Source organism: Janthinobacterium sp. Bl 1, assembly GCF_058215535.1.
In genome coordinates this window covers 6286555-6313111 of record NZ_CM177086.1, presented here as the reverse complement: position 1 = coordinate 6313111, position 26557 = coordinate 6286555, and the positions used below count along the sequence as shown (strand labels likewise).

At 62.8% G+C, this 26557-nt stretch carries 24 protein-coding genes; 11 read left to right on the top strand and 13 right to left on the bottom strand.

Going from position 1 to position 26557, the window contains the following annotated elements; all coding sequences use genetic code 11:
• Positions 1 to 513: 513 nt before the first annotated feature.
• From rpmH to AC4BCN_RS28405, 6 genes are all read left to right on the top strand, one after another.
• Entirely contained in the window at positions 514 to 648 is a 135-nt protein-coding gene (rpmH, locus tag AC4BCN_RS28430; protein ID WP_010401996.1) for a 50S ribosomal protein L34, read from the top strand.
• Between the two features lie 23 nt (positions 649 to 671).
• Positions 672 to 1109 (top strand): ribonuclease P protein component, encoded by a 438-nt coding sequence (gene rnpA, locus AC4BCN_RS28425; RefSeq protein ID WP_099403828.1) that lies wholly within the window; start codon positions 672 to 674, stop codon positions 1107 to 1109.
• On the top strand, positions 1106 to 1366 hold the full coding sequence (yidD, locus tag AC4BCN_RS28420) for a membrane protein insertion efficiency factor YidD (protein WP_034754335.1): 261 nt from the start codon (positions 1106 to 1108) through the stop codon (positions 1364 to 1366). The genes rnpA and yidD overlap by 4 nt, the downstream gene beginning before the upstream one ends.
• Positions 1367 to 1377: 11 nt before the next feature.
• Positions 1378 to 3111: a membrane protein insertase YidC gene (gene yidC, locus AC4BCN_RS28415; protein ID WP_070301977.1), complete on the top strand. Its 1734-nt coding sequence runs from the start codon at positions 1378 to 1380 to the stop codon at positions 3109 to 3111.
• A 184-nt stretch (positions 3112 to 3295) separates the two neighbouring features.
• On the top strand, positions 3296 to 4675 hold the full coding sequence (gene mnmE / locus AC4BCN_RS28410; RefSeq protein ID WP_034754331.1) for a tRNA uridine-5-carboxymethylaminomethyl(34) synthesis GTPase MnmE: 1380 nt from the start codon (positions 3296 to 3298) through the stop codon (positions 4673 to 4675).
• A gap of 9 nt (positions 4676 to 4684) precedes the next feature.
• Complete coding sequence (locus tag AC4BCN_RS28405; RefSeq protein ID WP_338680076.1) at positions 4685 to 4984, top strand: hypothetical protein; 300 nt, start codon at positions 4685 to 4687, stop codon at positions 4982 to 4984.
• 59 nt (positions 4985 to 5043) lie between these two features.
• On the opposite strand, the gene AC4BCN_RS28400 is transcribed toward AC4BCN_RS28405, so the two are convergent.
• The gene (locus AC4BCN_RS28400; protein WP_490492270.1) at positions 5044 to 6738 is read right to left on the bottom strand and encodes a M1 family metallopeptidase; all 1695 of its coding nucleotides are present in this window, start codon (positions 6736 to 6738) and stop codon (positions 5044 to 5046) included.
• A 179-nt stretch (positions 6739 to 6917) separates the two neighbouring features.
• Between AC4BCN_RS28400 and AC4BCN_RS28395 the strand changes: the two genes are divergently transcribed.
• Positions 6918 to 7115, top strand: a complete 198-nt coding sequence (locus AC4BCN_RS28395) for a hypothetical protein (protein WP_128140534.1) — start codon at positions 6918 to 6920, stop codon at positions 7113 to 7115.
• 3 nt (positions 7116 to 7118) lie between these two features.
• Here the strand turns inward: AC4BCN_RS28395 and AC4BCN_RS28390 are convergent, their stop codons facing one another.
• Both AC4BCN_RS28390 and AC4BCN_RS28385 read right to left on the bottom strand, forming a co-directional pair.
• A complete protein-coding gene (locus AC4BCN_RS28390; RefSeq protein ID WP_128140533.1) occupies positions 7119 to 7754 on the bottom strand; it encodes an Hpt domain-containing protein in 636 nt (211 codons plus the stop codon).
• A 105-nt stretch (positions 7755 to 7859) separates the two neighbouring features.
• A complete protein-coding gene (locus tag AC4BCN_RS28385) occupies positions 7860 to 8810 on the bottom strand; it encodes a CAP domain-containing protein (RefSeq protein ID WP_490492269.1) in 951 nt (316 codons plus the stop codon).
• Positions 8811 to 9076: 266 nt separating this feature from the next.
• Between AC4BCN_RS28385 and pssA the strand changes: the two genes are divergently transcribed.
• The gene (gene pssA / locus AC4BCN_RS28380; protein ID WP_226941593.1) at positions 9077 to 9817 is read left to right on the top strand and encodes a CDP-diacylglycerol--serine O-phosphatidyltransferase; all 741 of its coding nucleotides are present in this window, start codon (positions 9077 to 9079) and stop codon (positions 9815 to 9817) included.
• On the opposite strand, the gene AC4BCN_RS28375 is transcribed toward pssA, so the two are convergent.
• The 10 genes from AC4BCN_RS28375 to AC4BCN_RS28330 all read right to left on the bottom strand — a co-directional run bounded on the left by AC4BCN_RS28375 (position 9814) and on the right by AC4BCN_RS28330 (position 19576).
• The gene (locus AC4BCN_RS28375; protein WP_072457582.1) at positions 9814 to 10740 is read right to left on the bottom strand and encodes an aldo/keto reductase; all 927 of its coding nucleotides are present in this window, start codon (positions 10738 to 10740) and stop codon (positions 9814 to 9816) included. The genes pssA and AC4BCN_RS28375 overlap by 4 nt on opposite strands.
• 147 nt (positions 10741 to 10887) lie before the next feature.
• Positions 10888 to 12033 (bottom strand): D-alanyl-D-alanine carboxypeptidase family protein, encoded by a 1146-nt coding sequence (locus tag AC4BCN_RS28370; protein WP_034754313.1) that lies wholly within the window; start codon positions 12031 to 12033, stop codon positions 10888 to 10890.
• A 115-nt stretch (positions 12034 to 12148) separates the two neighbouring features.
• Positions 12149 to 12802 (bottom strand): alpha/beta hydrolase, encoded by a 654-nt coding sequence (locus tag AC4BCN_RS28365; protein WP_058050378.1) that lies wholly within the window; start codon positions 12800 to 12802, stop codon positions 12149 to 12151.
• Between the two features lie 50 nt (positions 12803 to 12852).
• Positions 12853 to 13155: a (2Fe-2S) ferredoxin domain-containing protein gene (locus AC4BCN_RS28360; RefSeq protein ID WP_490492268.1), complete on the bottom strand. Its 303-nt coding sequence runs from the start codon at positions 13153 to 13155 to the stop codon at positions 12853 to 12855.
• Between the two features lie 40 nt (positions 13156 to 13195).
• Positions 13196 to 14383: a VanZ family protein gene (locus tag AC4BCN_RS28355; RefSeq protein WP_485883818.1), complete on the bottom strand. Its 1188-nt coding sequence runs from the start codon at positions 14381 to 14383 to the stop codon at positions 13196 to 13198.
• Positions 14380 to 14994, bottom strand: coding sequence for an ABC-type transport auxiliary lipoprotein family protein (locus tag AC4BCN_RS28350; RefSeq protein ID WP_490492267.1), 615 nt, complete (start codon positions 14992 to 14994; stop codon positions 14380 to 14382). The genes AC4BCN_RS28355 and AC4BCN_RS28350 overlap by 4 nt, the downstream gene beginning before the upstream one ends.
• Before the next feature lie 12 nt (positions 14995 to 15006).
• Entirely contained in the window at positions 15007 to 15966 is a 960-nt protein-coding gene (locus AC4BCN_RS28345; protein WP_034754305.1) for an MlaD family protein, read from the bottom strand.
• Positions 15966 to 16865 (bottom strand): ABC transporter ATP-binding protein, encoded by a 900-nt coding sequence (locus AC4BCN_RS28340; protein WP_490492266.1) that lies wholly within the window; start codon positions 16863 to 16865, stop codon positions 15966 to 15968. The genes AC4BCN_RS28345 and AC4BCN_RS28340 overlap by 1 nt, the downstream gene beginning before the upstream one ends.
• A complete protein-coding gene (locus tag AC4BCN_RS28335; protein WP_072457592.1) occupies positions 16865 to 17998 on the bottom strand; it encodes an MlaE family ABC transporter permease in 1134 nt (377 codons plus the stop codon). The genes AC4BCN_RS28340 and AC4BCN_RS28335 overlap by 1 nt, the downstream gene beginning before the upstream one ends.
• 57 nt (positions 17999 to 18055) lie before the next feature.
• Positions 18056 to 19576 carry a B12-binding domain-containing radical SAM protein gene (locus AC4BCN_RS28330; protein WP_490492265.1) on the bottom strand — a complete coding sequence of 507 codons (1521 nt, stop codon included), beginning with the start codon at positions 19574 to 19576 and terminating at the stop codon, positions 18056 to 18058.
• A gap of 135 nt (positions 19577 to 19711) precedes the next feature.
• On the opposite strand from AC4BCN_RS28330, the gene AC4BCN_RS28325 reads away from it, so the two are divergent.
• The 3 genes from AC4BCN_RS28325 to AC4BCN_RS28315 are packed head-to-tail and all read left to right on the top strand — an operon-like array spanning position 19712 to position 26549.
• Positions 19712 to 21319: a DUF2138 family protein gene (locus AC4BCN_RS28325; RefSeq protein WP_490492264.1), complete on the top strand. Its 1608-nt coding sequence runs from the start codon at positions 19712 to 19714 to the stop codon at positions 21317 to 21319.
• Complete coding sequence (locus tag AC4BCN_RS28320; RefSeq protein WP_490492263.1) at positions 21316 to 21996, top strand: DUF1175 family protein; 681 nt, start codon at positions 21316 to 21318, stop codon at positions 21994 to 21996. The genes AC4BCN_RS28325 and AC4BCN_RS28320 overlap by 4 nt, the downstream gene beginning before the upstream one ends.
• A complete protein-coding gene (locus AC4BCN_RS28315) occupies positions 21993 to 26549 on the top strand; it encodes an alpha-2-macroglobulin family protein (protein WP_490492262.1) in 4557 nt (1518 codons plus the stop codon). Before AC4BCN_RS28320 ends, AC4BCN_RS28315 begins: the two co-directional genes overlap by 4 nt.
• Positions 26550 to 26557: the final 8 nt, after the last annotated feature.

Here is a 26557-nt window from a genome sequence, read left to right as displayed (position 1 = left end):
GTATGTCTATGTGAAAAGGTGTGGGAGGGCGTATCGATTCTGCCCTGCGTTCACCGTGTTGCAAGGCCGGCGTCGCGCGAGGGCTCGCCACACGTAACGCGCTATTCTACTCCCGACTGAGAAAGTTATCCACAGGCACGACGCTTATTTTTCTGTGGCGGGGTGGGGCGCCATGTGCATAAGAGGCGACTTATCCCCCGGTTATCCCGTCACAAGCAGTGCTGGCGCGGCCTGTGGCGGGGCCTTGCAAGCAGATGGGGGCCGGCGCGCAAATTTCCAGGCGATCACGGCAATCCTTGACAAGAGGGGGGCATATGCTGAATAATTCAGGGTTCCCCGCCCGTATTCCGTGTTTATTCATTTGGAACGACAATATGGACTAAGCGTGGATTAAGCGGGCGATGAGATTGGCCAGCTTGTGCCTTGGCATAAGTGCGCGATTGTCATTGGCACCAAAAACTGACGGGACGTCAGACCCGATTTTGCATTTTTTTTGTTTTTAGCGAGACCAACATGAAACGTACTTACCAACCTTCCGTCGTTCGCCGCAAGCGTACGCACGGCTTCCGCGCTCGTATGGCTACCCGTGGTGGCCGTGATGTGCTCAACGCACGTCGCGCAAAGGGCCGCAAACGTCTGGCCGTCTAGGCTTGTCGTTGACAGCTGATCGCGTGGCTAGCTGTACTCCAGTCGGCAATCAACGCGAAGGTTCACACGACTTCGCGCGCGTTCGGCGTATCGTTAAAACGGATGAATTTTCATCCGTTTTTCGTTTGCGCCCTTCGCAAAAAACAGCGCATTTTGTGCTGTACACCCGACACAATCAATTGCCGCATGCGCGGCTGGGCGTCGTTGTGGCGAAGCGTTTCGCGCCGCGCGCGGCGACCCGCAACACGATCAAGCGCGTCACGCGCGAGCTGTTTCGCAACAGCGCGATGCCGCCGGTCGACTGCGTGGTGCGTTTGTCGCGCGCCGTCAACAGCAAGGATGGCCCGGCCACCACGACCAAGCTCAAAGCCGAGCTGCGTGAAGAATTGAGCCGCCTGTTCGCGGCGCAAATCGCCGCCCAGGCCCGTTCTGTTGCTGCGCCACCACCATCCGCGCCATGAAAACCCTGCTGCTGTTCCTGCTGCGCGCTTATCAGTTGCTGATCAGCCCCATGCTGGGACAGAATTGCCGTTTCTATCCGAGCTGTTCGCATTACGCGATGGAAGCGCTGCGAGTGCACGGTACGGCCAAGGGCAGCCTGCTGGCTGCCAAGCGCCTGTGCCGTTGCCACCCCTGGAATGAAGGGGGCGTCGACCCGGTGCCGCCGGCCGACGGTAAACAATCTTCAACGACCGCTTGCGGTTGCAACCACTCCTGACAAATACCCTAATGGATATCAATAAACGTACCATCCTGTGGATCGTGTTTTCCGTCTCGCTGGTAATTCTCTGGAACGAATGGATGATCTCGAACGGCAAGCCGTCGATGTTCTCCGCGAACACGGAACAAACCGCCAAGGCGCCTGTCACCCCGGCCAAGACGGACGCCCTGGCTGCCGCGGCTGCCGGCGCAGCCGCCGTGCCTGGCGAAGCGACCGATCCCGCCGCGTTCAAGCGCGAAGTGATTACCATCACCACCGACGTCATCAAGGTCGACATCGACACCCTGGGCGGCCAGGTCAAGCGTCTGGAATTGCTGAAGTTCAAGGGCGCGGGCAATCCGGGCTGGTTCGGCGGCTGCTTCGGCCTGTTCAAATGGTGCCAGCCTGACGATGGCAAGCAAAACGAAGTGCTGTTCGACGAAGGCGCGAACCGCACCTATCTGGCGCAGTCGGGCCTGGTCGGCGGTCCATTCCCCACCCATGCGAGCGGTTTCACCGTGCAGCCTGGCGTGCGCACCCTCGGCGACGGCAAGCAAGTGCAACTGGTGATGGAAGCGGTCGAAGGCGGCGTCAAGCTGACCAAGACGTTTACCTTCAAGCGCGGCGATTACGTCATCGACGTGCGCCACGATGTGGCCAACGTGGGCGCAGCGCCCGTGACGCCGCAGCTGTATCTGCAACTGACGCATGACGGCAACAAGCCGGTCGGCGACTCGTTCTTCAACAGCAGCTTCACGGGTCCGACCCTGTACACGCCGCAAGACAAGTACCAGAAGCTGACGTTCGAGAAAATCGAAAAAGCGGCAGTGGAAGACGAGAAGAAGGGCAACGACAACGCCATGAAGGGTCTGCATCCGGCCACGGCGAATGGCGGCTGGTTTGCGATTTCGCAACACTTCTTCGTCTCGGCTTTCGTTCCGCCTGAAAACGCCAAGCGCGACATCTTCACGAAGAAGGTCGGCACCAATTTGTACGCCATCGGCAACGTGCTGCCATTGCCTACCCTGGCGCCAGGCGCCTCGGCCAGCATGGACAGCAAGCTGTATTCGGGTCCGCAAATCGCCCACCTGCTCGAACCGGTCTCGCCGGGCCTGGAACTGGTCAAGGATTACGGCTGGCTGACCATCATCGCCAAGCCGATGTTCTGGGTCATGGAACAGATCCACAGCGTGCTGGGCAACTGGGGCTGGACCATCATCGCCTTCACGATCCTGATCAAGCTGGCCTTCTTCCCGCTGTCGGCCGCCGGCTACCGCAGCATGGCCAAGATGAAACTGGTCACGCCGAAGATGCAGGCGATTCGCGAGCGCTACAAAGGCGATCCGCAAAAGATGAACCAGGCCACGATGGAGCTGTACAAGACGGAAAAGATCAATCCGCTGGGCGGCTGCCTGCCGATCCTGATCCAGATGCCCGTCTTTATCGCCCTGTACTGGGTGCTGAACGCGTCCGTGGAAATCCGCGGCGCGCCATGGATCGGCTGGATCACCGACCTGGCCCAGCATGACCCATGGTGCATCCTGCCAGTGCTGTACGCGATCTCGATGTACATCACGACCAAGCTGAACCCGGCTCCTGCCGATCCGATGCAAGCGAAGATGATGCTGTTCATGCCACTGGCATTCTCGGTGATGTTCTTCTTCTTCCCGTCGGGCTTGGTACTCTACTGGGTCGTCAACAACGTCCTGTCGATCGGCCAGCAATGGGTGATCACCAAGAAATACGCGCCTGCCGCCAAGTAATTCCGGCCAGCGAACAGAAAGCCCGCCTAGTGCGGGCTTTTTAATTCTTGTAGGTCGGATTGGCGTGGCAAGGCCACGCGTAATCCGACACTATCGCCAGCGTGTGCTGCGTCGGCTTACACGCTGCGCGCTAAGCCGACCTACGTTGCTGCACTTCCCTTGCCGTACCTATTACAATATCCCCATGAAACTCGACTCTTCCCCTATCGCCGCCATTGCCACCGCTCCCGGTCGCGGCGGCATCGGCGTGGTACGCGCCTCCGGCAAAAACCTCGCTCCCTTAATGACGGCCCTGTTCGGCGCACAGCAATTGAAACCGCGCCACGCCACCTATCTGCCATTCACGGAAGCCGATGGCAGCATCATCGACCAGGGCATCGCCATCCACTTCAAGGGTCCGCATTCGTACACGGGCGAAGACGTGCTGGAATTGCAGGGCCACGGCGGCCCCATCGTGCTGCAGTTGCTGCTGGCGCGCGTGCTCGAAGCGGGCCGTGACAGCGGCTTGCGCCTGGCCGAGCCGGGCGAATTCACGCGCCGCGCGTTTCTCAATGACAAGCTGGACCTTGCGCAAGCGGAAGCCGTGGCCGACCTGATCGACGCATCCACGGAAGCGGCGGCCAAGTCCGCTTCGCAATCGCTGTCGGGCGCGTTCTCGAACACCATCCACGCGCTGGTCGAGCAGGTGACGGGCTTGCGCATGCTGGTCGAGGCGACCCTGGATTTCCCGGAAGAGGAAATCGACTTCCTGGAAAAATCGAATGCGCGCGGCCAATTGAAAGCCGTCATCGAAGCGTTGAACAAAGTGTTTGCCCAGGCGGCGCAGGGCGCGTTGCTGCGCGAAGGTCTCAATGTCGTGCTGGCCGGACAGCCGAACGTCGGTAAATCGTCGCTGCTGAACGCGCTGGCGGGCGCCGACGTGGCCATCGTCACGCCGATCGCCGGCACCACGCGCGACAAGGTCAGCGAAACCATCCAGATTGAAGGCATTCCGCTCAACATCATCGACACGGCCGGCATCCGCAGCGCGGGCGACACCATCGACGCCGTCGAGCGCATCGGCATCGAACGCACCTGGGGCGAAATCGGCAAGGCGGACGTGATCTTGCACCTGCTCGACGCCGACCACGGCCCGACCCTGGCCGATGAAACCATCGTCGCCGCCTTCCCCGAAGGCGTGCCCGTGGTGCGCGTGTGGAACAAGATCGATCTGTCCGGCCACAAGCCCGGCGTCGACAGCATGCCCGACGCCACCCATGTGTATCTGTCGGCGCACGAGCACATCGGCATTGACCTCTTGCGCGCCGAGCTTCTGCGCATCGCCGGCTGGCAGCAGACGGGCGAATCGCTGTACCTGGCGCGCGAACGCCATCTGATCGCCTTGAAATCGGCCGGCAAGCATCTCGATATCGCCGCCGCGCATGCGGCGCAGGACGACCAGTCGCTGGACCTGTTTGCCGAAGAGCTGCGCCTGGCGCAGGTGCAACTGTCGAGCATCACCGGCGAATTCTCGCCTGACGATCTGCTGGGCGTGATCTTCAGCCGTTTCTGCATCGGCAAATAAGGAGGTTCGATGAAGCAGCTGCTTGTTCTGCTGTTCAGTTGCCTGCCCATGCTGGCTGGCGCGCAGGAAAAGTTGCCCAAGGACGTGGCGAAGTTCGTCGAGAACGCCCAGATGTGCGAGCACTTTGCCGGCGAGTGGGATGACAACGACAAGGCGCGCCAGCGCGAGATCATCGCTGCCGTGGACGATTCTTGCGGCCAGGCGCAGCGGCAGTGGAAGCGGCTGTCCGCCAAGTATGCGGGACAGCCGGCGATCAAAAAAGTCATCGACGCGCATGCGAATGATGCGGTCAGGAGCTTTCGGAAATAAGTCCGAACGGTGAAAAAAGGTCATCGCTAACGTGCGAGGGGGTCTGACCCCAGGGTTTGTTACCCCTTCTTCGCCTTCGCCTGCTCCCTGAACTTCTGGAACGTCTCGATATGCTCGGCGCGGCGCAGCACGCGCGAGTGCGGGTCGAGCGTGTATGTGGCGCCAGCCGGCAGGGGCAGTTCGCCAAAGCCCAGCGACATGGGAACGGTATGGATTTCTTTGCCGATACGCACTTCCACCGGCATCGGGAAGGCGATGTCGGCCGGCGTCTTCCATAGCAGGCGCAAGGTGTCGCCGTCGCGCACGGCGGACAGCTCGGGCAATGCCGCCTGGTACAGATAGACCTGGAAGAACCAGTCGTAATTGCTGCCCGTGACTTTGTTGACGATGGCCATGAATTCCGTCGTGCTGCCATAGCGCGGCTGGAACTGGCCCGGCTGCGGCTGTTCCGTGCCGTAGACGAGCAGGCGCACGGCGCGGAAGAAGGCGTCGTCGCCGATCAGGCCGCGCAAGGTGTGCAGCACCAGCGCTCCTTTCACATACAGGTCGCCGCCCGGCCCGCCCTTTTTCAGGTCGTAGACTTCTTCCTCGCTTTTCGGCTTGCCCGACACCATGGGCGCCTTGTTGATGATGCCGGCGCGCATTTGCTGCAATGAAGCAAAATACTCTTGCTCGCCCCGCAGATATTGCATGTACAGCGGTTGCATATACGTGCCGAAGCCTTCGTGCAGCCACATATCGTCCCAGTTGCTGTTGGTCAGCTGGTTGCCGAACCATTCATGGGCAAATTCATGCTGCAGCAATTCATCGTAGCCATAGCTGGTCTTGGCGAATTTGTTGCCATAGGCATTGATGGTCTGGTGTTCCATGCCCTTGTGCGGGGTTTCGGCGATACCGACTTTCTCATCGGCAAACGGGTAGGGGCCGATGACGCTTTCAAAAAAGTTGAGCATGGGCGGCAATTCCGCGAACAGGGCGCCCGCCTTGGCCTCGCTTTCCGGCAGATACCAGAATTGCAGGGGGATGCGGTTGCCGTAGCGGCTCACATACTCGCCCTGCAGGCTGCGGTAGGGCGCCACGTTGAGGGCGATGCCATAGGTGCTCGGATGCTTGGCGCGCCAGTGCCAGGTGCGCCAGCCATCGGCCTCGTCCATGCCGAGCGCGATGCCATTGCCGGCGGCCACCAGCGGCGCCGGCACGATGATGTGCTGGTCGATCAGCCGGGCCTTGCCCATCGGATGGTCGATGCAGGGCCAGAACAGGTCGCAGCCTTCGCCTTGCACGGCGCTGGCGATCCATGGCGCGCCAGCGGCCGTGCTCGACCAGACCATGCCGCCATCCCACGGCGCTTTCACGGCGACGTGCGGCACGCCGTGGTAGACGACGCGGATGGTGGTGCGTGCGCCTGCCGCGAGGGTGGCAGGCAAGGTCATGCTCAGGCGCCCGTCCTGATTGGCATAGTCTTGCGGCCGCAGCGCCTTACCGTCGATTTCAATGGCATCGACGGGCAGGTTGCGGTCCAGGTCCAGCGCGAAACGCGAGATCGGCTGCGTGGCCAGGAAGGTCAGGCGCGCGTCGCCGGCAATGCTGCGGCGGGCCGGGTCGATGCGCAGGGTCAGGTCGGCGTGTTCGAACACCACCGCCAATTGTTCCGGCGTGCGTTCGGCGCCTGAATTGAGGGTGTAGGCGGTGGGCGCGCGCGTGGCGCAGGCGCTGAGCAGCAGGCAGGAGAGCAGCAGGGGAATGTGTTTCATGGCGAACGCGCAAGTGAACGGAACACTGATTGTAGTGTGAAGTGACAACGTTGTCGTTTGGAAATTTCAAGGGGCCGATGGGGCAAGCGTGGCCCCGGTTGAGAAATGTCATGGGCTTCAAACGACGCTGACGTAATCTTGCTGAGCGGCCTTGAAGTGCCGCTAGGAAAGGAAGCGCCATGGACAGCGAACAGCCGGAAGTCGTGGAATGCAGGGGGATGGTGGCGCCGCCATTGCCTTCCCTGCCGCAATTGATCGCAGCGCTGCCGCCAAAAGGCGCATGCTGGTACTGCGACAAGCCGCTCGATGCCGTGCGCCGTTTCTGTTGCAAGAGTTGTTGCGTGGCGTATGCGGAAGAGGCGCAGTACAACAGCTGAGCGCTAGCGGCGCCGCAGCAGCGCCGCCAGGGCGCCTTCGAAATCGAACTCGTGCGCGGCGGCTGCTACTTCCTGGTAGACGTTGACGCCCAGGCTGGCCGCGAGCAGGCTGGCCGAGTTTTCCAGGATATCGATGGCCGCGCCGTCGCCTTCGCGCAGGTGGCTGGCCAGGCGCGCCAGCAGCAGCTGGATGGCGGGTGCGGCCGGGTCGGGCGCCACGTCCTGCGCCGCCGTATGGGCCGCTTCCGGCGTGCCCAGCATGCTGCTGACCGCGCCGAGCAATTGATCCTGCGCCAGTTCCAGCTGCAGCATCTGCTGGGCCAGGTCGGGCGCCTGCGCACGCAGTGCCGATTCCAGGGTTTCCGCCAGGCTGTGCACGTGGCGCGCGCCGATCATGCCGGCGGCGCCTTTCAGGGTATGCGCCTTCAGGCGCGCGGAAGCGTAGTTGCCCGTGTCGAATTCGGCGCGGATCTGGCACGGCGTGGTGCCGTGGTCGTGCAGGAAGCGGCGCAGGATTTTCAGGTACAGGATGCGGTCGCCCATGATGCGGCCCAGTCCGTTCTCGACATCGAGAATACGGACCATGTCGGATGCCGCAACGGCGGCGTCATCATCGCAAGTGGCGTGTGGTTTCAGCATGCTGTACAGAGCGCCCCAAAACTTCTCAATTGCCGTAAAGCAGGAACAGCTATTCTACATCCAGTCATCTTCGACGCCGCGCCCGCTTGGCCGCCATCGACATCGCTAGCGCGTCGTGAATGACCAGCTGTGCGTGACGTCCGCGCCATTGACTTTGCCGATGAAACTCACGTCATAGCTGGTGTTCGCGTTCAAGGTCGCCAGCGGGATGATGGATGCGGCCGAGACCGGCGTATGCACATCGTTGCCGCTGGTGAGCAGGCGCACCGCCAGGTCCGTGGCGGCACCGCGCTGGCGCACGCTGAACGCCGTCACGCTGACTGGCGTGCCGTAGTTGGCATGCACGCTGATCGGGTAGCCGACCACGTCCTGGTTCGGCACGGGATCGGGCGATTCGTTATCGCTGGAAAAACTGACGGCCACCTTCTGCTGTCCGCTGAAAGGATAGGTGACGATCTGTCCCGCCGCCAGCCCGGGGCCATAGTTGCGGTTGCCGGCCATGTCGGTGGTGAAATACGCATAGCCGGAGCCGCTGACGGCCGCGCCCGCGCCACCTTCCTTGAACAGCGGCTCGAAAATGACGAAGCGGTGATAGATGGCCGTGACCAGCTCTTCGGCCAGGTAAAAGCCGGACGTGTTGCCCGCGCCGGCGATGACTTCGCCCTGCAGCGAGGTGACGACGTAGCCGGCCTTGGCCAGGCGGTCGCCCAGCTTGACGCCCGTAAAGCCGGGCTTGCCCTGCACCTGCTCGTGCGCCACCGTACTGTTGAGATTGAGATAGCTGGAATGGCCCAGGGCCGCGCTGTCGATCAGGCTATTGCGCACCATCGGCGACAGGCCGATCTGGCTGCGCCGGTAGTTGAACCAGTTAAAGCCATCGGTGGCAATATTGTTGCTGAGGACGGGAGCGCCGGGCTCCTGTGTCAGCTGCCCGGCCGGGGTCGAGGTGCTCAGCGACGTATTGCTGCCGCTATCGCCGCCGCCGCAGGCGCTCAGCAGTGCTGCACTCAGCAGGGCGGGTATCCAGTATTTCCAACGCAGTGACGAGGCAATCAAGTCGGCTCCTGTATAGGTAGGCGGACAGCGGTGGGGCCAGCGTGCTGTCCTGTAAAACGATTCTAAGGTATTTTGATACCGCGTAGCGCATCCATGAAAAGATATGTCGCGCTTGTGCGCGGACGGTGCCGCAGCGGCGCAGGGTAGAATGAGCGTAGCGCAGCGTTTGCCGCTGCATTGCCTTATTTCCGCTACTTTGATTGTCCATACATTTGAATACATTGCCCAAGTCGCGCCTGCAGCGCGCCAAATACGCCTTGCCCAGCATGGTGACTTTGCTTTCGATAGCATGCGGTTTTGCCAGCATCGTCATTTCCGTCGATAACGCCGCCGTGGGCGACGCGGATGCCTACCGCCTGGCGGCGGCACTGCTGGTGCTGGCCGGCGTGTTCGATGCGCTCGACGGCTATGTCGCGCGCCTGACGAACACCAGTTCGCAATTCGGCGTGCAGCTCGATTCCATCGCCGACGTGATGAATTTCGGCTGCGCCCCGGCCGTCCTGTTGTACTGCTATGGCTTCGTGCAGATGGGCGTGCATGATCCGCTGCTGCTGCGCTTTGGCGGCATGGCCAGCTTCTTCTTTGTCGCGTGCGGTGCCATGCGTCTGGCGCGCTTCAATGTGAACGTGGGGCGCACGGACCCCCTGTATTTCGTCGGCATGCCGATCACGGCCGGGGCCGCCTGCGTGGCGGCCGTGGTGGTGGCCTGGCCGGCGCCCATCGATTCCATGCTGCACAGCTATCTGCTGATGCTGCTGCTCGTCGGCGTGGGCAGCCTGATGGTGTCGACCTTGCGTTTCCCCAGCTCCAAGCAAAAGAAAAGCCTGGCCGCGCTGCTGGTGCTGATCGTGGCCATCGCCCTGCTCGTGTGGCTGAAGACCAGCTTCTTCGCGCTGTTCTTCGCCGTCTACATCGGCGCCACCCTGCTGCTCAACCTGGCGTGGTACCTGGGTTGGCGCGGCATTGCGCTTCCCCAGGTTTTCAACGACCCTGACGAAATCGACTAAGCCACCTCGTGCCCGCGCGCGGCGCGCAGGATGGCGAACCAGTCGCTGCGGCTGAGCGTAAATTGCGTGCCTTCCACGGCCACGCCCACGGCTTCGATGCGTCCCGTGCCCGTCAGCGGCAGGGGGCGGCATGGCAGTTGCATGATCCAGGCAAACACGACGCTGGCAAACGGACGCTGCAGCTGATCCGCGATCTGCTTGATCACATTGCGCAAGTTCTCCACATTCGCATCGCCGCCCTGGAACAGCCGGCCGCCCGCCAGCGGCGACCAGATCATCGGCGCCACTTTCAGATCCTGCAAGCCGTCGAAGGTTTCATCGAACAGGGGCGCCACGTGCAGCGGCGAAAATTCCACCTGGTTCGTCACCAGCGGGAAGCGCCGGTGCAGGCACTCGAACTGGTGGCGGCTGAAGTTCGACACGCCAAAGTGCAGCACCTTGCCTGCCGCTTTCAATTGCGTGAAGGCGCCGGCGATCTCGTCGAAATCCATCAGCGGGTCGGGACGGTGGATCAGCAGCAAGTCCAGGCGGTCCGTGTGCAGCTGGCGCAAGGTGTGTTCCACGGAGCTGGTGATGTGCGCCGCGCTCGTGTCGTAATGCTGGATGGCATGGCCGGGACGGTGCGGCGACAGCAGCTTGATGCCGCACTTGCTGACCAGCTCCATCTTGTCGCGCAAGCCCGGCTGCAGGGCCAGCGCTTCGCCAAATAGCCCTTCGGCGCTGTAATCGCCATAGATATCGGCATGATCGAAGCTCGACACGCCCAGCGCCAGGCATTGCTCGATGAAAGCGAGGCGCTGCTGCGCCGACATATTCCACTCGCCGATGCGCCACATGCCGGCGACGATGCGCGACAGTTCGGGACCGTTGCTGCTCAAACGGCTGCGCGGCGCTTGCAGGCTGGCGGGAAACACATGGCTCATGGGCTGGCTTTCTGATGGTGGAGACGAAGGTGACGCCACGATTATAGCCAGCTACGCTACAGCATGCTGTGGAGAAAGCGGCGGCGGGACAGACGAAAAAAATGCCCGCAGCATCTGCGGGCATTTTTATGGGGAATCGCTAACTGCTTATTTCATCCACAGGCGCATCGAATCCCAGGCGCGGCCGAAGATCGTTGCCTGGTTGATGGTTTCCAGCGCCACGACAGGCAGTTCCAGCAGGACCTTGTCGTCGACCATCATTTTCAGCTTGCCGACAGGGGCGTTTTCAGCCAATGGCGCGACCAGCGGGTCCTTGCGTTCCAGCACAGGTTTCATCTTGGCAGCCGTGCCTTTTGGTACTGTGACGAGCACATCGCGGGCGAAACCGATTTTCACGGTGCCTTTCGAACCCTTCCACACTTCCGGCGTGGCCACGGCCTGGCCCTTCGAGTACAGCTTGACCGTATCGAAGTTCTGGAAGCCCCAGTTCAGCAGCTTCTGGCTTTCCTGCGTGCGGGCCTGGTCCGACGAAGTGCCCAGCACCACGGAGATCAAACGGCGCTCGCCGGTGCCGCCTGGACGGCGGGCCGACGCGATCATGCAATAGCCGGCCGCTTCCGTGTGGCCCGTTTTCATGCCATCGACGGTTGGGTCCAGCCACAGCAGGCGGTTGCGGTTAGGTTGGGTGATCTTGTTGTACGTAAAGCTCTTGATGGAATCGATTTTGTAGAATTCCGGGTAGTCGGCGATCACGCGCTTGGCCAGCACGGACAGGTCTTGCGCCGTGGAATAGTTATCGGGGCTAGGCAAACCATGCGGATTGGCAAAACGCGTATTTTTCAGACCCATGCGCTGGGCTTCGCGGTTCATCAGCACGACGAACGTGCCTTCATCGCCGGCAACGGCTTCCGCCAGCGCTACGGCGGCGTCGTTACCCGATTGAATCATCAGGCCGTGCAGCAAGTCGTCGATCGAGACGGGGGTAGCGGGGTCGATGAACATCTTCGAGCTGCTCGAATCGACTTTCCATGCGCGCACGGACACGTTGACTTTCTGGTCCAGCGCCAGTTTCTTTTCGCGGATGGCGGCAAACGTCAGGTAAGCCGTCATGATCTTGGTCAACGAAGCCGGCTCGATGCGCGCGTCCGGATCTTGCGAAGCAATGATCTGGCCACTGGTGGCGTCAAGCAACAGCCAGGACTTGGCGGCGATGGTCGGGGCTGGAACGCTCTGGGCGTAGGCGGCGGAAAAGAAAAATACACTGGAGGCCAGTGCCGCTAAAAGTTTTTTCATGGAGGCTGGTCTGCGAGAAAAAGATGAAGGCTGAGGGCCATGCTGTTGCTGCTTGCATGGCCGCGTGGAAAAAACGGATCAATTATAGCCGTGGAGGCGCTAGTAAGCCCACACTTCAATGATCATCTGCTGCAATTGCGGGTTTGTCACCATGCCACAGGGCAATCACGAGGTTCTTGATGTGATTGAGCTTGCGGTGGAAAAAGTGGTCGGCGCCGGGGATCACGATCACGGGTATGTCTTGTGGACGGGCCCAGTCGAAGACGGCGGACAGGGGGATCGTGTCGTCCAGTTCGCCGTGGATCAAGATGGTGTCGGCGGGAATGTCGGCCATGGCCCACTTGCCGGCCGCGCTGCCGATCAGCGCCAGGCGCTCGACGGGCGTGCCTGCGGCGGCCAGGCGTTCCTGCAGTTTCGATTGCACGAAGGTGCCGAACGAGAAACCGGAGAGTGCGACGGGCAAGCCCGGGTACAGGCCGCGCATGTGTTCATACAGCAACTGCATGTCGTCCGTTTCGCCCACGCCATGGTCGTGCACGCCTTCGGACGCACCGACGCCGCGGAAGTTGATGCGCGCCACCACGTAACCGAGCGCGACAAACGCGCGCGCCAGGGTTTGCGTGACCTTGTTATCCATCGTGCCGCCGTACAGCGGGTGCGGATGGGCAACGAGGGCGATGCCGCGCGGAGTGTCTGCCGGGAAATCGAGCAAGCCTTCCATGCTGCCTGCATGGCCGGCGAGGGTAAATTTTTCCGAGTTTCTGTTCATGATGCTCATACTGGTGGGTAGGTCTTAATTTGAAGTTAAAACTTGAAACGTTAAATGATCTTGCCGCCCACCAGGTGCGTATCGATGATTTCATCGATATCGCTGGTGTCGACATAGGTGTACCAGGTCGCTTCCGGGTAGATGACCAGCAGCGGGCCTTCTTCGCAGCGGTCCATGCAGCCGGCCTGGTTGATGCGGATCTTGCCCGCGCCATTCATGTCGAGTTCCTTGATGCGGCGCTTGCAATGCTTTTGCGCCGCTTCCGCGCCATGGTCGCCGCAGCTGTTGCGGCCGTCTTCACGTTTATTCATGCAGAAAAAAACGTGGCGTTCAAAATACGGTGCGTCGCTCATACTATGCTCCTGCGGAATCATCAATGCGTCATGATAACGCTTATGGAGGGTCTTCGCGACGCTGGCGCTGCACATCTTCCTGCCGGTTCAGGCGGTGCGAGGGCAGGCACAGGAACCACAGGGCCATGAAGGGCCACAGCAAGGCCAAAAATTGCGCCGCGCCATTGAAGTTGAGGAACTTGCCTTGGAACCAGCCTTGCAAGGTTGACATGAAATACGGGTTGATCGGCGTCGTATTCACCATCACCAGGCTCAGCAGCAAGGTGGCGGCCGCGATGCGCCGCTGCGCAACGTGCGGCGCGAACGCCAGACCGCCCAGCATGATCAGGCCGATCAAAAAGCCGCCCTGGGCGCCCGGCGTGATCCAGACGAAGGCATTTTCCGGTGAGAACAGCAGCGCGCTGGCCATTGAGCGCACGATCAAGGCGGCGGCGATCAGGGCCAGCATCAAGATGGTGCGCGGCGCGGCGCGGCGCAGCAGGCACAGCAAGGTCAGCACGGCGCCCGTCATGCCGCAAGCCGTGATGATGGTTTCTGAAAGCCAATATTGCTCGACCGTCAAGACGACGTCGGGACGCAGATACGCGGCCAGGTCGATGTCGATGCCCGCCAGCTGCGACAGCCAGTCCGACAGGATGGGCAGCAGCTGGCCCAGGCCGAACAGATAGCCTTGCGGATAGATTTGCGCCAGCGGCCACAGGGCCACGAGCACCAGGCCCTGGCTGGCGTGCTGGGCAAACCAGCGCTGGCGCAAGCGGAACAAATGACTTTGGTCGAGCAGCTTGCGCGCCGTCAGGGCGCCGATGATGGAACCGATGCAGCAGCCGGCCGCATTTGTATAAAAGTCCAGGTTCGACGAGACGCGGCTGGGCAAATAGGTTTGCACGGCTTCCATGCTGCCCGAAATCAACATGCCGCACAGGCTGGCGACGATGACGGCAAAGAAACCGGTGATCCTCGGAAACAGCGAATACACGATCAGCGCGCCCAGCGGGATGTAGCCGACGACGTTGATGCCCACGTCAAAGCCCGTCCAGTAGCGGGGCATGCGCGTGTTTTCCAGGAAAGTCAGTGGCGACAAACCATTGCTGTGCCAGCCCGTGAACGGGAACCAGCTCGCGTACACGATCAGAAAGACGTAGGCGAGCAGGGTCGCGCGCGACACGGGCGAGGAACGGACGGGCGGCAGCGGCGCCGCCGGGCTGGCTGGGGATGCGGGGTCGGTCATTCTTTCGTGATATTCAGCGTGCCCAGCCAGGTGAGCAGGTCGGCGGCGATGGCGTCCGATGCCGCCGCCAGCGCCTGCGCGCCGCCTTGCGCGTCGGCGCTGCCGGCCGGGCCGCTGCGGCTGAAGGTTTTCTGGTCGATCAGGCGGTGGCCGCGAAACAGCGAGGCGCGCAGCGACACGTGGCCGCTGCTCTGCGTCTGCGTATCGAAATTTTGCGAAAAATCATCGACGTCGATGCGCAGCAGGGGCATGCCGGCGGCCGCGTCCGTGGTCGACAGCACTTTCACGCCGCTTTGCGCCACGCGCGTTTTCAGGCGCTGGCTCAGTAGTTGCAACGGCGGCGTGTTCCAGCGGTTGTAGGCGTACGGACGCGATTGCTGCGCATCGGCGTACAGCAGCCGGTAATACATGCGCTGGCTGTCGAGCCAGGATGGACCGTTGGCGTCGGCGATCACCAGCACGGGCACGGCTGGCGCGGCTGTTGGCGCGGCTGCCAGCGGTGCGGCCGGGCCGAAATCATAGAAAGTGGGGACGGGGCCGCGGCTGGCGCAGCCGCCCAGCAAGAATGCGGCGGCCAGGATGAGTGCGCTGAGATTGCGTGGGATAGGCATGCGGTGTTCTCCTTATTTGCCCGGTGCCGAAAAACCGGGCTCGCCCGGGCCGGGCGGGATGTCTGGGGCGCCGAACAAGATGCTCTGCGGCTGTTCATTGAGCGTGCTCATGGTGGTTTTCAGGGCACGCATCGAGGAACGCGCTTCGCCGCTCAGTTCGATTACTTGCGGCAAGACTTCCAGCGACACGCCATTGGCCACCGTTTCCACCGAGCTGCCGACCCGGTCGACCGTGCCATTGACCTTGTCGAGCACGCCGCCGGGCGCCTGGATGTCGTTGCCCAGTTTTTTCCACGTGGCCGTCAGGTCCGACACGTTCTTGCTGGCCGTGCTCACGGCTGTCAGGGTTTGCCGCGTCTGTTCCGTCAGTTGCGGCAATTGCGTCAGGGTCGGTTCGAGCTGCTGCGGAATGGCGCCAAAGGCCTTGGCTGCCTTGCCCACTTCCGTGAAGGCGCCCAGCATGGCGGCCTGGTTGTCGGGGCTGAGCAGGTTGTTGACCTTGTTGGTGATCTGCTCGGCCTGGTCGAGGATGCGCTTGCCCCGTTTTTCCAGCTGGTCGAGCAAGCCCGCGCGGAGGGGAATCAGCGACGGCTTGTCCTTGCTGGTGCCCAGCAACTTGGAACCGACGTGCTCATCGTCGAGCTGGATGTAGGCGATGCCCGTCACGCCCTGGTAGCCGAGGGTGGCAAACGTGGTATTGGTAACGGGGGTGTCGGGCGCCACGCTGATGTGCACGAGGATTTGCCCGGCCTTTTGCGTGTCGAAGTCGATGGCGTCGACCTTGCCCACTTCCAGGCCCCGGTAGCGCACGGTGGCCTGCGGGTTCAGGCCTGGTACGGACAGGGTGGTGGCGAGCAGGTAAGGCACCCGTTCCACGCGGTCGCGGTTGAACCAGACGCCGAACAGGATGGCGGCCACCAGCAGGGTCAGTGTAAAAAATCCCGTCATCAGGGCATGTGATCTGTTTTCCATTACTTCTCCGCTTTCGTGTCTGTGCCGGCGTCGTCGCCTGGCTGCGCCGCCTTGCCTGCCGCCGCCTGTTTCTCATCGAGGACGGCCAGCGCGCGCTTGCCGCGGTCGCCGAGGAAAAATTGCTTGATGAACGGGTGGTCGACTTCGATCACCTCGCGCGTGGGGCCGATGGCGATCACATGTTTTTCCGCCAGCACGGCGATGCTCGTGGACAGGGCGAACAAGGTGTCGAGGTCATGCGTGACCATCACCACCGTCAAGCCCAGCTCGCGGTGCAGCGACTGGATCAGGGCGACAAAACTTTCCGACAAGTCCGGATCCAGGCCCGCCGTCGGTTCGTCGAGGAACAGCAGCTTCGGTTCCAGCGCCAGGGCGCGCGCCAGGGCCACGCGCTTGATCATGCCGCCCGACAAGTCCGACGGCATCTTGAGTGCATGTTCCGGACCCAGGCCCACCATATTCATCTTTAATAATACCGCGTCGTGCACCAGCGCTTCGGGCAGCACGCGCAATTCGCGCATGGGCTGGGCTACATTGTCGAACACGGTCAGTGCCGAATACAGTGCGCCTTGCTGGAACAGCATGCCCCAGTGGTTGCGCAACTGTTGCAGCTGGTCTGAACTTGCCTTGTTGATATCTTCGCCAAAGACTTTGACGCAGCCGCGCGCCGGATGTTCCAGGCCCAGCATCTGGCGCAGCAGCACCGTCTTGCCCGTGCCGGAGCCGCCCACGATGGAAAGGATCTCTCCCCGCTCGATTTCCAGGTTCAAGTCCTGGTGCACGACGGTGCGGCCGAACTTGGTCCACAGATTGGTGATGTCCACCACGGGCGCGCTGCCGTGCAGGTTGAACTGGCCTTCCTTGCCGGTGCCGCAGGCGATATTGGTGTCGTCCGCCATCAGTAGCCCACTCCATTGAAGACGATGGCGAACACGGCATCGGCCAGGATCACGACGGTGATGGCCGTGACGACGGCGGTGGTGGTGCCGCGCCCCAGGCTTTCCGTATTGGCCTTGATGCGCAGGCCGAAGTGGCACGAGACCAGCGCGATCAGCATGCCGAAAATCACGCCCTTGCCCAGGCCGATCATGTAGTTGGCCAGCGGCACGGCGTCGGGCAGCTTCTGGATGAAGTAGCGCGCCGACAGATTCAATTCCACCTTGGCCGCCACCATGCCGCCGATCAGCGCGGCCGTATCCGTCCAGATGACGAGCAGGGGCATGGAAATGGCCAGGGCCAGCACTTTCGGCATGATCAGGCGGAAACCGTGCGAAATGCCCATCACCAGCATGGCATCGAGCTCTTCCGTGACGCGCATGACGCCCAGCTGGGCCGTGATGGACGAACCGGAGCGCCCGGCCACGAGAATGGCGGCCAATAACGGCCCCAGTTCGCGGATGACGCTCATGCCCAGCAGGTTGACCAGGTAGATGTCGCCGCCAAACGCGCGCAGCTGCTGCGCGGACAGGTAGGACAGCACGACGCCGATCAGAAAGCCGACGAGGGCCGTGATGCCCAGTGCCTGGAAGCCCGCATGGAAGATATTGGCGGAAATTTCACGCCACGGCCCGCGCATCGGATGGCGCGCGAAGCGGCCGATATCCTGCGTCACCTGGCCCACCAAGGCGATAAAGCCCTTCAAATGTTCGAAAAACAGCAGGATGGCCATGCCCAGCTTCATCACGGGCGTAAGGCGGTTGGCGCGCGAGGGCGGCGTCGTCAACGGCCCCGTTTCTTCGATGCGCCGGAAAAACTCTTCCTGCGACGGCGCCAGGGTCAGCTGCGCGGGGCGCTGCTTGCCCCAGGCATTCCAGAACAGCTGGGCGCCGATATGGTCCATGCTGTCGATGGCCGACAGGTCCCATTGCGCCTTGGCATCGCCCTGCAAGGGCTTGAGCTGGGCGTCGATGGCCTTGATGGCATTGTCATGCGCCAGCGCGTGCACCTGCCAGGTGCCGCTGGCAGTGACAAGGGCTCCCTGTTGGGAGCTGGTCTGGGAGAGGGTCAGTTTCGGCGATTGTACAGTCGGCATCGTGCCAGTTTAAGGGAGAATGGCGCAGACCGCCACCGCTGTTCAATCGCCGGCCCCTCAGGATGCCAGGTGGCGCGCCTGCCGCTGCGGCAGGGCGACGTCCGGGCGCACATTGGCGCCGCCAGTACTCACTTCGGCCGGCTTGGCGTGAGCGGCCGCTTGCGCGCCGCCCGCATAGTCGCTGGCCACGAGGGCGTTGGCCTCCACCGCGCTCATGCCGCGCGTCTGCAGCCATTGCGCCACCAGCTTGGCCAGGCGCTCCATGGCGATGCGGTGGGTGGCGTCCGTATGGGCGTACAGCCAGTTCGAAAAATCCATGAAGTTTTCAAATGGCGCATCGCCGAGCATCCATTGCACCGTATTGGCGAAGCGGCCCGAGTTGGCGACCAGGTCCCAGTAGCGGGCAAAGCGCACGAGGCGCTGCATGCTCATGAAATCGAGCTGTTTATTGGCCAGGATGGTGTACGGCGGGTGCGGGTCGAACACCATGCCATAGTTTTCCGTATGGCGAATGATGGGCGTGCCGCGCAGGCGCTTTAATATGCCGAACTGGATTTCATGCGGTTTCAGGGCCACCAGCTTGTTGAAGCCGGCCGCAAAGCTCGCTTCATCTTCGCCCGGCAAGCCGGCGATCAAGTCCACGTGCAGGTGGGCGTTCGATTCTTCGCACAGCCAGCGGATGTTGTCGGCCGCCTTTTGATTGTCCTGCTTGCGGCTGACCAGCGATTGCACATCCGGATTGAAGCTCTGGATGCCGATCTCGAACTGCAGAGCGCCGGGCGGGAATTTGCTGATGCCTTCTTTCAGGGCGTCGGGCAAGTGGTCAGGCACCAGTTCGAAGTGGGCGTAGATCGGGTCGTCCGGATTGGCTTCGATCTTGTCCAGAAAGAACTGCATGATCTTCAAGCTGGTCTTGATATTCAGGTTGAAGGTGCGGTCGACGAACTTGAACAGGCGCGCGCCGCGCGCATGCAGCGATTCCATCTCGGCCAGGAAGTTCTCCAGCGCAAAGGGCCAGGCCGTCTTGTCCAGCGCCGACAGGCAGAATTCGCACTTGAACGGACAGCCGCGCGACGCTTCCACGTAAATCGTGCGGTGGCGGATATCGTCGTCTGTATACAAGGAGTAGGGCAGCTGCAATTCCGCCAGCGGCGCTTGCACGCCCGCGTGGATCTTCATCAGCGGCTTCGGTCCGTTGAGGATCTCGCCGCACAGCTTGGGGAAGGTGACGTCGCCCCAGCCCGTGATCAGGTAGTCGGCCAGCTTGACGATCTCTTGCTCGCCCGCCTCATGCGACACTTCCGGCCCGCCCAGCACGATGATGACCTCGGGCGCCACGCGCTTGAGCATGGCCACCAGTTTCGTTGTTTCCTCGACGTTCCAGATATACACGCCAAAACCGATGATGCGGGGTTTGTTGATGAGGATGCGTTCGACCAGTTCCGTGGTTTTCGTGCCGATGACGAATTCCTGCAGCCGCGTCTGCGCCTGCAGCGGCCCCATATTGGCCAGCAGATAGCGCAATCCCAGCGAGGCGTGGGTGTAGCGGGCGTTCAGGGTGGAGAGCAGGATGGTCATGGGAGGCGATGAAAACGGCGAAACCGCTATTTTACGCTGTCGCATCAGCTGTGCGCTGCGGCAACAAATGCCATGTTACCATTTGTCAATAATTACTAACTTGTCAATGCTACGGCAGGCTCAAAGGGATACAAGGTGCTGGCGAAAAAAGTACTCAATAAAAAAGTCCTGCTCGGGACGCTTGCCGGCGTGGCCGTGGTAGCCGCCGCACTGGTCGGCTACCGGGTGTTTGGCTGGGGTGCGATGGGGCCGGTCAACGGCCTGAAGCTCGATTTATCCCGGCCCGACGCGCTGGTCCGCACGAAAAGCCTGTCGGCCTTGCCGCGCGACTTGCTGACGGTGCCGCTGGCGCGCGACGTGCTGCGCGAGGATTTCCTGTTCTATTACGAGCAAAGCGAGGACCGGCTGGGCCTGAAGGGCAGCTTGCGCCGCATCGCTTATGAGCATGAATTGGGCTGGGGCGACCAGTTGCTGCGCATGGTGCTGGACCAGCCGGCGGAAGTGGCCTTGTGGCGCGACGCCGACGGCTCGCTCAAGCATTTCGCGATTGCCGTGTCGCGCAGCCAGCTCACGCGTTTGCTGGAGGAAGCGGGCAAGATCGCCTTGAAGGATACGCAGATGCGCGTGGCCGGCAGCTTGCGCGTCGATGGCGGCCAGGTGCCCGTGTATGCGCTGAACTATGCCTACCAGCGCACCTTGCTGTTTGCCGCGCATGGCCAGCGCCTGGTCATCCTGTCTCATCCCGGCATGCTGTATGGCGGCGACGAAGGCAAGCATGGCGATGGCACGGCCGAGAAAACCGTGGCCAGCCTGCTGGCGCCGGAGCCGGCCAAACAGAACGTCTTTCATGCGCAATTCCATCTCGACGGCGCCGCGCCCGATGGCCACAGCATCGCCGTCAAGGCGGACTTCCTGTCCTTCGGCTACCAGCCTTTCTTTGGCGCGTTAGAGGCACTGCGCTTCGATTTTCAACAGGGCGCCTGGCAATCGAAGGTGCTGCTCAATGCCGATAAACTGAAAAACGGCGGCTATGACAGCAGCGCCTTGTGGCCGCAGCTGCCGCACAACCCGAGTGCCTGCTTCAGCGTGCCGGTGGACTGGACCGCGCTGCAGCCCGTGCTCAAGCGCCTGGGGAGCAAGACATCGGAGCCGGTGGCGCCGCTGGCCGGGCACTTGCAAGGCCCTGCCGCTGCCTGCTGGTACGGTAGTTCGCGCCTGCATACACCGGTTTTTGTTGCCACCCGCAGTGCGCAGGCCGGTGATGACGCTGTCTATGGCAGCCTGTTCGAGGCGGCCATCGGCGGCAAGGACCCCGTGCGCAAAACGACAGGTAAAGATGGTGCCACGCGTTGGGAACGCAGCGTCGCCACAGCCTTGGGCCAGTCCACGCCGGCGCTGGCCGTGGCCGGCAATACCGTTGTCTTTTCCACCGACGGCAAGCTGGTGGACCAGGTGCTGGCCGTGCGCCGCAAGCAGGCGCCGGCCGCCAGCGACCTGCTGCCCGATGGCGCGCGCACCATCGGCCTGATCGCGCCGGCGTCGCTGGCCCGGCTGATCCAGCTGGAAGCCTTCGATACCCTGCCGGCGAATAATGAACCGGTCTTGCGCGCGGCCGCCAACGAACACCTGGTGCCGCGCCTGAACGCCTTGAAAAAATATCCGCCGCTGCGCATGGTGCTCAAGCGGCAGCCAGCCAGCGGTACGTCCTGGGAAACGCTGGAATGGCAGGAGGCCGCGCGATGACGCTGTGGCATGGGCAGCATGAACGCCGTGCCGCCTTGCGCTGGCTGGCGGCTTGCGCCGCCACCGTGGCAATGCCCGCCTGGGCCCTGCGCGCGGCTGTCGAGCCGCAGGTGCAGCTGTCACAGGCACAGAGCCGCGCCTTCCAGGCCTGGATGCTGCGCATCGTCAATGCGCAGATCGAACGGGGGCCGTCGCCGCGCTGGACGCACCGCGATTGCGCCGGCCTGGTGCGCTTTGCCGTCAATGAAGCGCTCACTGTGCATGACGCGAAGTGGCTGCATGCGAACGGCATCGCCAGCGACCGGCGCCTGCCGCCCGAGCTGGAATTGAGCGCAGCTCAGGCCGCCTTGCGCAACCGCTGGGTGCAGACAGGCGGCAATGTCGGCCACTTCGTCACGGCGCTGGCGCTGGTGCAGCACAACAGCCGTTTCATCGCCCGCGAAATCAGCCAGGCACTGCCCGGCGACCTGCTGTTTTTCGACCAGGGAGACGAACAGCATCTGATGGTCTGGATGGGAGCGCGCATCGCCTACCACACCGGTACCGTCACCCCCGACGACAATGGTCTGCGGACCGTCGATATCAAAGAACTCACGAGCTGGAAGGACACGCGGTGGCAACCTGTGGTCAACAATCCCAATTTCGCCGGTGTGTTCCGGCTGGCGTTCCTGTCATGAAGCCGATTTTTGTCATGAAGCTGCTCTTCATGGGCTTTCTGGCGCTGCTCATGCTGGGCAGCGCCTCCGCGCAGCAGCGCGAGCCAAGCAATTACACGACCTTCAAGGGTGAACCGTTCTTCCTGCTGTCGGACGCCAGTTATGGCAGTCTTGATGAAGCGCGCGTGCGCCTCGAGGTGCCGGGCCGCGACATGGGACGCATGAACCTGGAAGCATATTCGGGCGCCGACATCGTCGTCTACCGCGTGCCCGAGCCGATGGAGTTCCTGAAAAAGCAGCGCAATCTGCACCGCATCCAGGTCGAGGGCAATTACCAGGGCGAAGGCCTGGCCAACACCTTGAGTTTTCTGTGGGATAGCTGGTGGAAGCAGTCGCGCCTGGCCTGGCGCAAGCTGTTTTCCGGCGAAGCGCGCCTCGCCGTAACGAAAGAGCAGCCGCAGCTGGCGACGAATGACGCGATCCGCCGGCGCACCGTATTCGCCAACCATCCGCAGTACAAGCCGATCAAGGGCATGGAACTGGTCGACAGCTTCCGCTATCCGATCTGGCAAGCCAAGGCCATCGCGCCGCCCAAAGGCGTCAAGCTCGATGGCTCCAGCAGCGACTTCATCGTCGCTGGCGCCGGCAATGTGATGATACCGCTGGGCAAGCGCAAGCCGGGCCTGTACCTGATCGAAGCGATCATCGGCGAACACCGCGCCACCACTTTGGTGTTCGTGTCGGACACGGTGGCTGTGACCAAGGTATCGTCCGGCCAGATGCTGGTATGGACGGCGCGGCGCGATAACAGCGCCGCCGTGGCGGGCGCCAATGTGGCGTGGACCGATGGCACGGGCGTGCTGCAGTCGGCAGTCACCGGCGCGGACGGCGTCGCCTCGCTCGAGCGCGGCAGCCCCGAACACACCTATGTGCTGGGCCAGGACCGCGCCGGCGGCGTGTTCGTGTCCGAGAATTTTTACTATGACAGCGAGATCTACAACACCAAGATCTATGCGGTGACCGACCGGCCCCTGTACCGCCCTGGCGATGAAGTCAACGTCAAGTTCCTGGGCCGCGAGTTCACCTCGGCGCGCAATTCGCAGGCCGCCGCCGCCGCGCCCATCAGCTTGAGCGTGCTCAATCCGAACGGCACGCCGCTGCTGACGCAAACGCTGCAGCTGTCCGGCGATACGGGCGCCGACACGCGCTTCCGTCTGCCCACGGAAGCCACGGCCGGCGGCTATGAACTGCGTTTCAATTACAAGGATGGCGTGTATGGCGCGGCCTTCCGCGTGGCCGAATACGTCAAGCCGCATTTTGAAATCAATGTCCAGCCATCGAAGCCGGAATTCAAGACGGGCGAGGCGGTCAAGGGCAGCATCGCGCTGCGCTACCCCGATGGCAAACCCGTGAAAAACGCGAAGATGACCCTCTCCTTGCGTGGCCAGCAAAACACCATGGTCGAAGGCGAGTTGCGTTACAGCGGCCTGTTCCCCGTGGCCCTGAAGACCGAGGAAGTGACGAGCGACGGCAGCGGCAATGTGGACTTCAGCTTGCCGCCCGCCGCCGATCCCTCGCGCTACATCTTGACCGTGCTGGCGACTGATGGCGCGGCCTACCGCGTCAAGGCGACGCGCGAGCTGATGATAGAACGCTCGAGCAGCAGCTACCAGCTGAAGGCCACGCGCCAGTTTTCCGATCCTGGCCAAGCCGTGCATTTCGACTTGCTGGCCGATGGCCAGGGCGCGGCCAAGCCCGTGCGCTGGGAGATGGTGCAGCTGGAAAAACAGAGCAAGACCGACGGCGCGTTCGATCCAAACGCCAAGGGCTGGGACGTGACGTTCCCCGCCTCCGGCTCGTACCAGCTGGCGCTGCGCGACGAGCGCGGCAACCTGCTGGCCGCCGCCAGCCACTGGGTCGCCGGCGATGGCGTGCAAACGACGCCGGGCAGCATCGAGATCGTGCTGGACCGCGCCCGCTATCGTCCGGGCGACACGGCCGAAGCCTTGATCACGTTCTCCGACAAGGTCGACCAGGCGCTGTTGACGCTCGAGCGCGACAAGGTGGAACACCATGGCTTGATGGCCGGCGCCGCCAACTGGTACCAGGCGAAGCGCGTGGCGCCGCGCCAGTGGAGGGTGCGCATCCCGGTAAAAGAAGAGCATGGCCCGAACATGACGTTCTCGGTGGCGTACACGCGCAATGGCGACTTTGTCTTCGAGAACGCCGGCCTGCAAGTGATCGAGCCGCGCATCGCGCTGCAGTTCAAGAGTGACAAGGAGGTCTACCAGCCGGGCGACAAAGTCACGCTCGATGTGAAGGCGACGCTGGACGGCAAGCCTTTGAGCACCATGGTGGCGCTGGGCGTGGTCGATGAAATGATCTACGTGCTGCAGCCGGAAATCGCGCCCGATATCGGTGACTTCTTCTACCATCCGCGCCGCAACAACGTGCGCACGACGGCCAGCCTGTCCTTCATCAGCTACGACATGGCGCAGGGCCGCACGGCGGGTGCGCCGGCGCGCCACAATTACAACGAGCGTGGCGTCAAGGTGCTCGAACGTCCGCGCCGCGACAATATCGACACGGCCTACTGGGCGCCGTCGCTGAAGACCGATGCGAATGGCAATGCGCGCGTGAGCTTCACCATGCCCGATGCGTTGACCCGCTGGAGGATCACCGGCCGCGCGATGGATGAGCAGGGGCGCGTCGGCCAGCGCACCGCCTATCTGCGTTCCGATAAAAACTTCTATGCCAAGTGGACGGCGCCCGACTGGATGCGCGCCGGCGATGCGCCGCGCGCTTCGGTGGCCGTGTTCAATCAGACGGGCAAGGAGCAGGCGCTCGACGTCGTTCTCTCCGGCGGGGCGCAGCCGAAGTCGGAAAAGCTGTCCGCCAAACCGGGTGTCAATTACGTTGAATTTCCGCTGGCGGCTGGTGGCGGACCGCTGCGCCTGGAGCTGAAACAGAATGGCAAACTGGTCGACGCGTTGGACACGGCCATGCAAACCTTGCCCGCCGCCTGGAGCAGCCCGCGCACCTTGGTGCTGCCGCTCGATGGCGTCACCGCTGATATCCCACTCAAGCTGCCGGCGGACGCCCGCAATATCCGCGTTTCGTTCGCTCAAGGAGCGGCCAGCCAGTTCGCGCGCATTGCCGACGATTTGATCGACTATCCGTATGGCTGCGTCGAGCAGACGGCCAGCCGTTTGATTCCGCTGGCGCTGGCGACGCAAAGCCTGGGGCCGGACGCCGGCGCGGCAAGCGAACGTTTGCAAACGCTGCTCACGGCACAACGCCTGCGCCTGGTATCGATGGCGGGTCCGAACGCCGTCTTCGGCTGGTGGGGCAACGCCACGGCCGGCAATGCCTTGATGACGGCCTACGCCTATTACGCCGACTGGTATGCGGCGCGCGCGCTGCACATCGAGCTGCCGCCCGAACACTGGAACAAGCTGCTGGCCGTCTACAGCGAACATGGCTTGAAGGATGCGATGGGCGACCGCGCGCTGGTGCTGTGGATGGCGCGCGAGATGGGCTTGCCCACGCAGACCCTGGCGGCCGGCCTGGTGGACGACAGCGCGATCGCCGTCCTGGGCGGCAAGCCGCGCCAGGCTGGCGACAGCGGCAGCCTGTTGCTGGGCGGAGCTTCTGACCGTGAGGCGCAAGCGATGTGCGTTGGGCTGGTGGCGCTAGTCGCCGCCCAGAACGGCATCGCCCTGCCGCATTCGCTGCAGCTGCAGGTGGCCAGCTCGTGGCAGGTGCTGCGCGAGTCCAAAGCGCCGGTGGCGCAGGCCCTACTGATGCTGGCCGGCGAAGTGCCAGCTACCCAGGCCGAGGCGGTGCTGGCCGGCGTGCGCGCCGAGATGCCGACTCTGGACCGCGCGATGACCTTGATGTGGGTACAAAAGAAGCTGGGTGGCGTATCGTTCGGCAAGGGACCCGTCGTCGCGCTGGACGGCGCCTGGCAAAAACGCGACAGCCGCAGTGGCCAGGCGCTCTGGCACTGGAGCGACACCAAGAGTATTCCCGATAAATTGCGTCTCGCCGCATCGACCGTGGCGCCGGCCGGCACGGTGGCCGTGCTGCAGTACGACAGCCATGCCGCCGAAGCGCAAACCTTGCCGGTCGCCGTCGAGCGTCGCATCCTGCGCATGAAGGCGGGCAAGGGCGGCTACACGACGGAGCTGGTCAAGCCGGGTGAAGCGCTCAGCACGGACGCGCTGTATCTTGATGAAATCACCTTGAAAGCAGCGCCGGGTGCGAAGCACCGTTTTGGCTTGCTGGAAGTGGCGCTGCCGCCCGGTGCCATGGTCGAATCGACTACCTGGGGCATGGTCATGGCGGGCGACAAGCCGGCCGCGCTGGAACGCGTGCGCCACACCGAGCGCCGCGACGGCTACGCCGTGCCGATCGAGCCGTTGGAAGGTGACGTGACCGTGCGCCACTTGCTGCGCTTTGCGCAGAAGGGCAGTTACGTGCTGCCGCCGGCGCGCTTTTACCGCATGTACCAGCCGGAGCAGAAAGCCTTCGAAGGCGGCGGCAAGACCACGCGCGCGCTGAAGGTCGAGTGATGGGCTTT

What these genes read in the sequence shown, in the direction of transcription:
- AC4BCN_RS28335 (WP_072457592.1), bottom strand. Translation starts at nt 17,998, where the DNA reads ATGCCGACTGTACAATCGCCGAAACTGACCCTCTCCCAGACCAGCTCC.
- rpmH (WP_010401996.1), top strand. Translation starts at nt 514, where the DNA reads ATGAAACGTACTTACCAACCTTCCGTCGTTCGCCGCAAGCGTACGCAC.
- AC4BCN_RS28355 (WP_485883818.1), bottom strand. Translation starts at nt 14,383, where the DNA reads ATGACCGACCCCGCATCCCCAGCCAGCCCGGCGGCGCCGCTGCCGCCC.
- AC4BCN_RS28350 (WP_490492267.1), bottom strand. Translation starts at nt 14,994, where the DNA reads ATGCCTATCCCACGCAATCTCAGCGCACTCATCCTGGCCGCCGCATTC.
- AC4BCN_RS28315 (WP_490492262.1), top strand. Translation starts at nt 21,993, where the DNA reads ATGAAGCCGATTTTTGTCATGAAGCTGCTCTTCATGGGCTTTCTGGCG.
- AC4BCN_RS28390 (WP_128140533.1), bottom strand. Translation starts at nt 7,754, where the DNA reads ATGCTGAAACCACACGCCACTTGCGATGATGACGCCGCCGTTGCGGCA.
- AC4BCN_RS28330 (WP_490492265.1), bottom strand. Translation starts at nt 19,576, where the DNA reads ATGACCATCCTGCTCTCCACCCTGAACGCCCGCTACACCCACGCCTCG.
- pssA (WP_226941593.1), top strand. Translation starts at nt 9,077, where the DNA reads ATGGTGACTTTGCTTTCGATAGCATGCGGTTTTGCCAGCATCGTCATT.
- AC4BCN_RS28370 (WP_034754313.1), bottom strand. Translation starts at nt 12,033, where the DNA reads ATGAAAAAACTTTTAGCGGCACTGGCCTCCAGTGTATTTTTCTTTTCC.
- mnmE (WP_034754331.1), top strand. Translation starts at nt 3,296, where the DNA reads ATGAAACTCGACTCTTCCCCTATCGCCGCCATTGCCACCGCTCCCGGT.
- AC4BCN_RS28345 (WP_034754305.1), bottom strand. Translation starts at nt 15,966, where the DNA reads ATGGAAAACAGATCACATGCCCTGATGACGGGATTTTTTACACTGACC.
- AC4BCN_RS28365 (WP_058050378.1), bottom strand. Translation starts at nt 12,802, where the DNA reads ATGAACAGAAACTCGGAAAAATTTACCCTCGCCGGCCATGCAGGCAGC.
- AC4BCN_RS28340 (WP_490492266.1), bottom strand. Translation starts at nt 16,865, where the DNA reads ATGGCGGACGACACCAATATCGCCTGCGGCACCGGCAAGGAAGGCCAG.
- AC4BCN_RS28400 (WP_490492270.1), bottom strand. Translation starts at nt 6,738, where the DNA reads ATGAAACACATTCCCCTGCTGCTCTCCTGCCTGCTGCTCAGCGCCTGC.
- AC4BCN_RS28395 (WP_128140534.1), top strand. Translation starts at nt 6,918, where the DNA reads ATGGACAGCGAACAGCCGGAAGTCGTGGAATGCAGGGGGATGGTGGCG.
- AC4BCN_RS28320 (WP_490492263.1), top strand. Translation starts at nt 21,316, where the DNA reads ATGACGCTGTGGCATGGGCAGCATGAACGCCGTGCCGCCTTGCGCTGG.
- AC4BCN_RS28375 (WP_072457582.1), bottom strand. Translation starts at nt 10,740, where the DNA reads ATGAGCCATGTGTTTCCCGCCAGCCTGCAAGCGCCGCGCAGCCGTTTG.
- AC4BCN_RS28360 (WP_490492268.1), bottom strand. Translation starts at nt 13,155, where the DNA reads ATGAGCGACGCACCGTATTTTGAACGCCACGTTTTTTTCTGCATGAAT.
- AC4BCN_RS28405 (WP_338680076.1), top strand. Translation starts at nt 4,685, where the DNA reads ATGAAGCAGCTGCTTGTTCTGCTGTTCAGTTGCCTGCCCATGCTGGCT.
- yidD (WP_034754335.1), top strand. Translation starts at nt 1,106, where the DNA reads ATGAAAACCCTGCTGCTGTTCCTGCTGCGCGCTTATCAGTTGCTGATC.
- yidC (WP_070301977.1), top strand. Translation starts at nt 1,378, where the DNA reads ATGGATATCAATAAACGTACCATCCTGTGGATCGTGTTTTCCGTCTCG.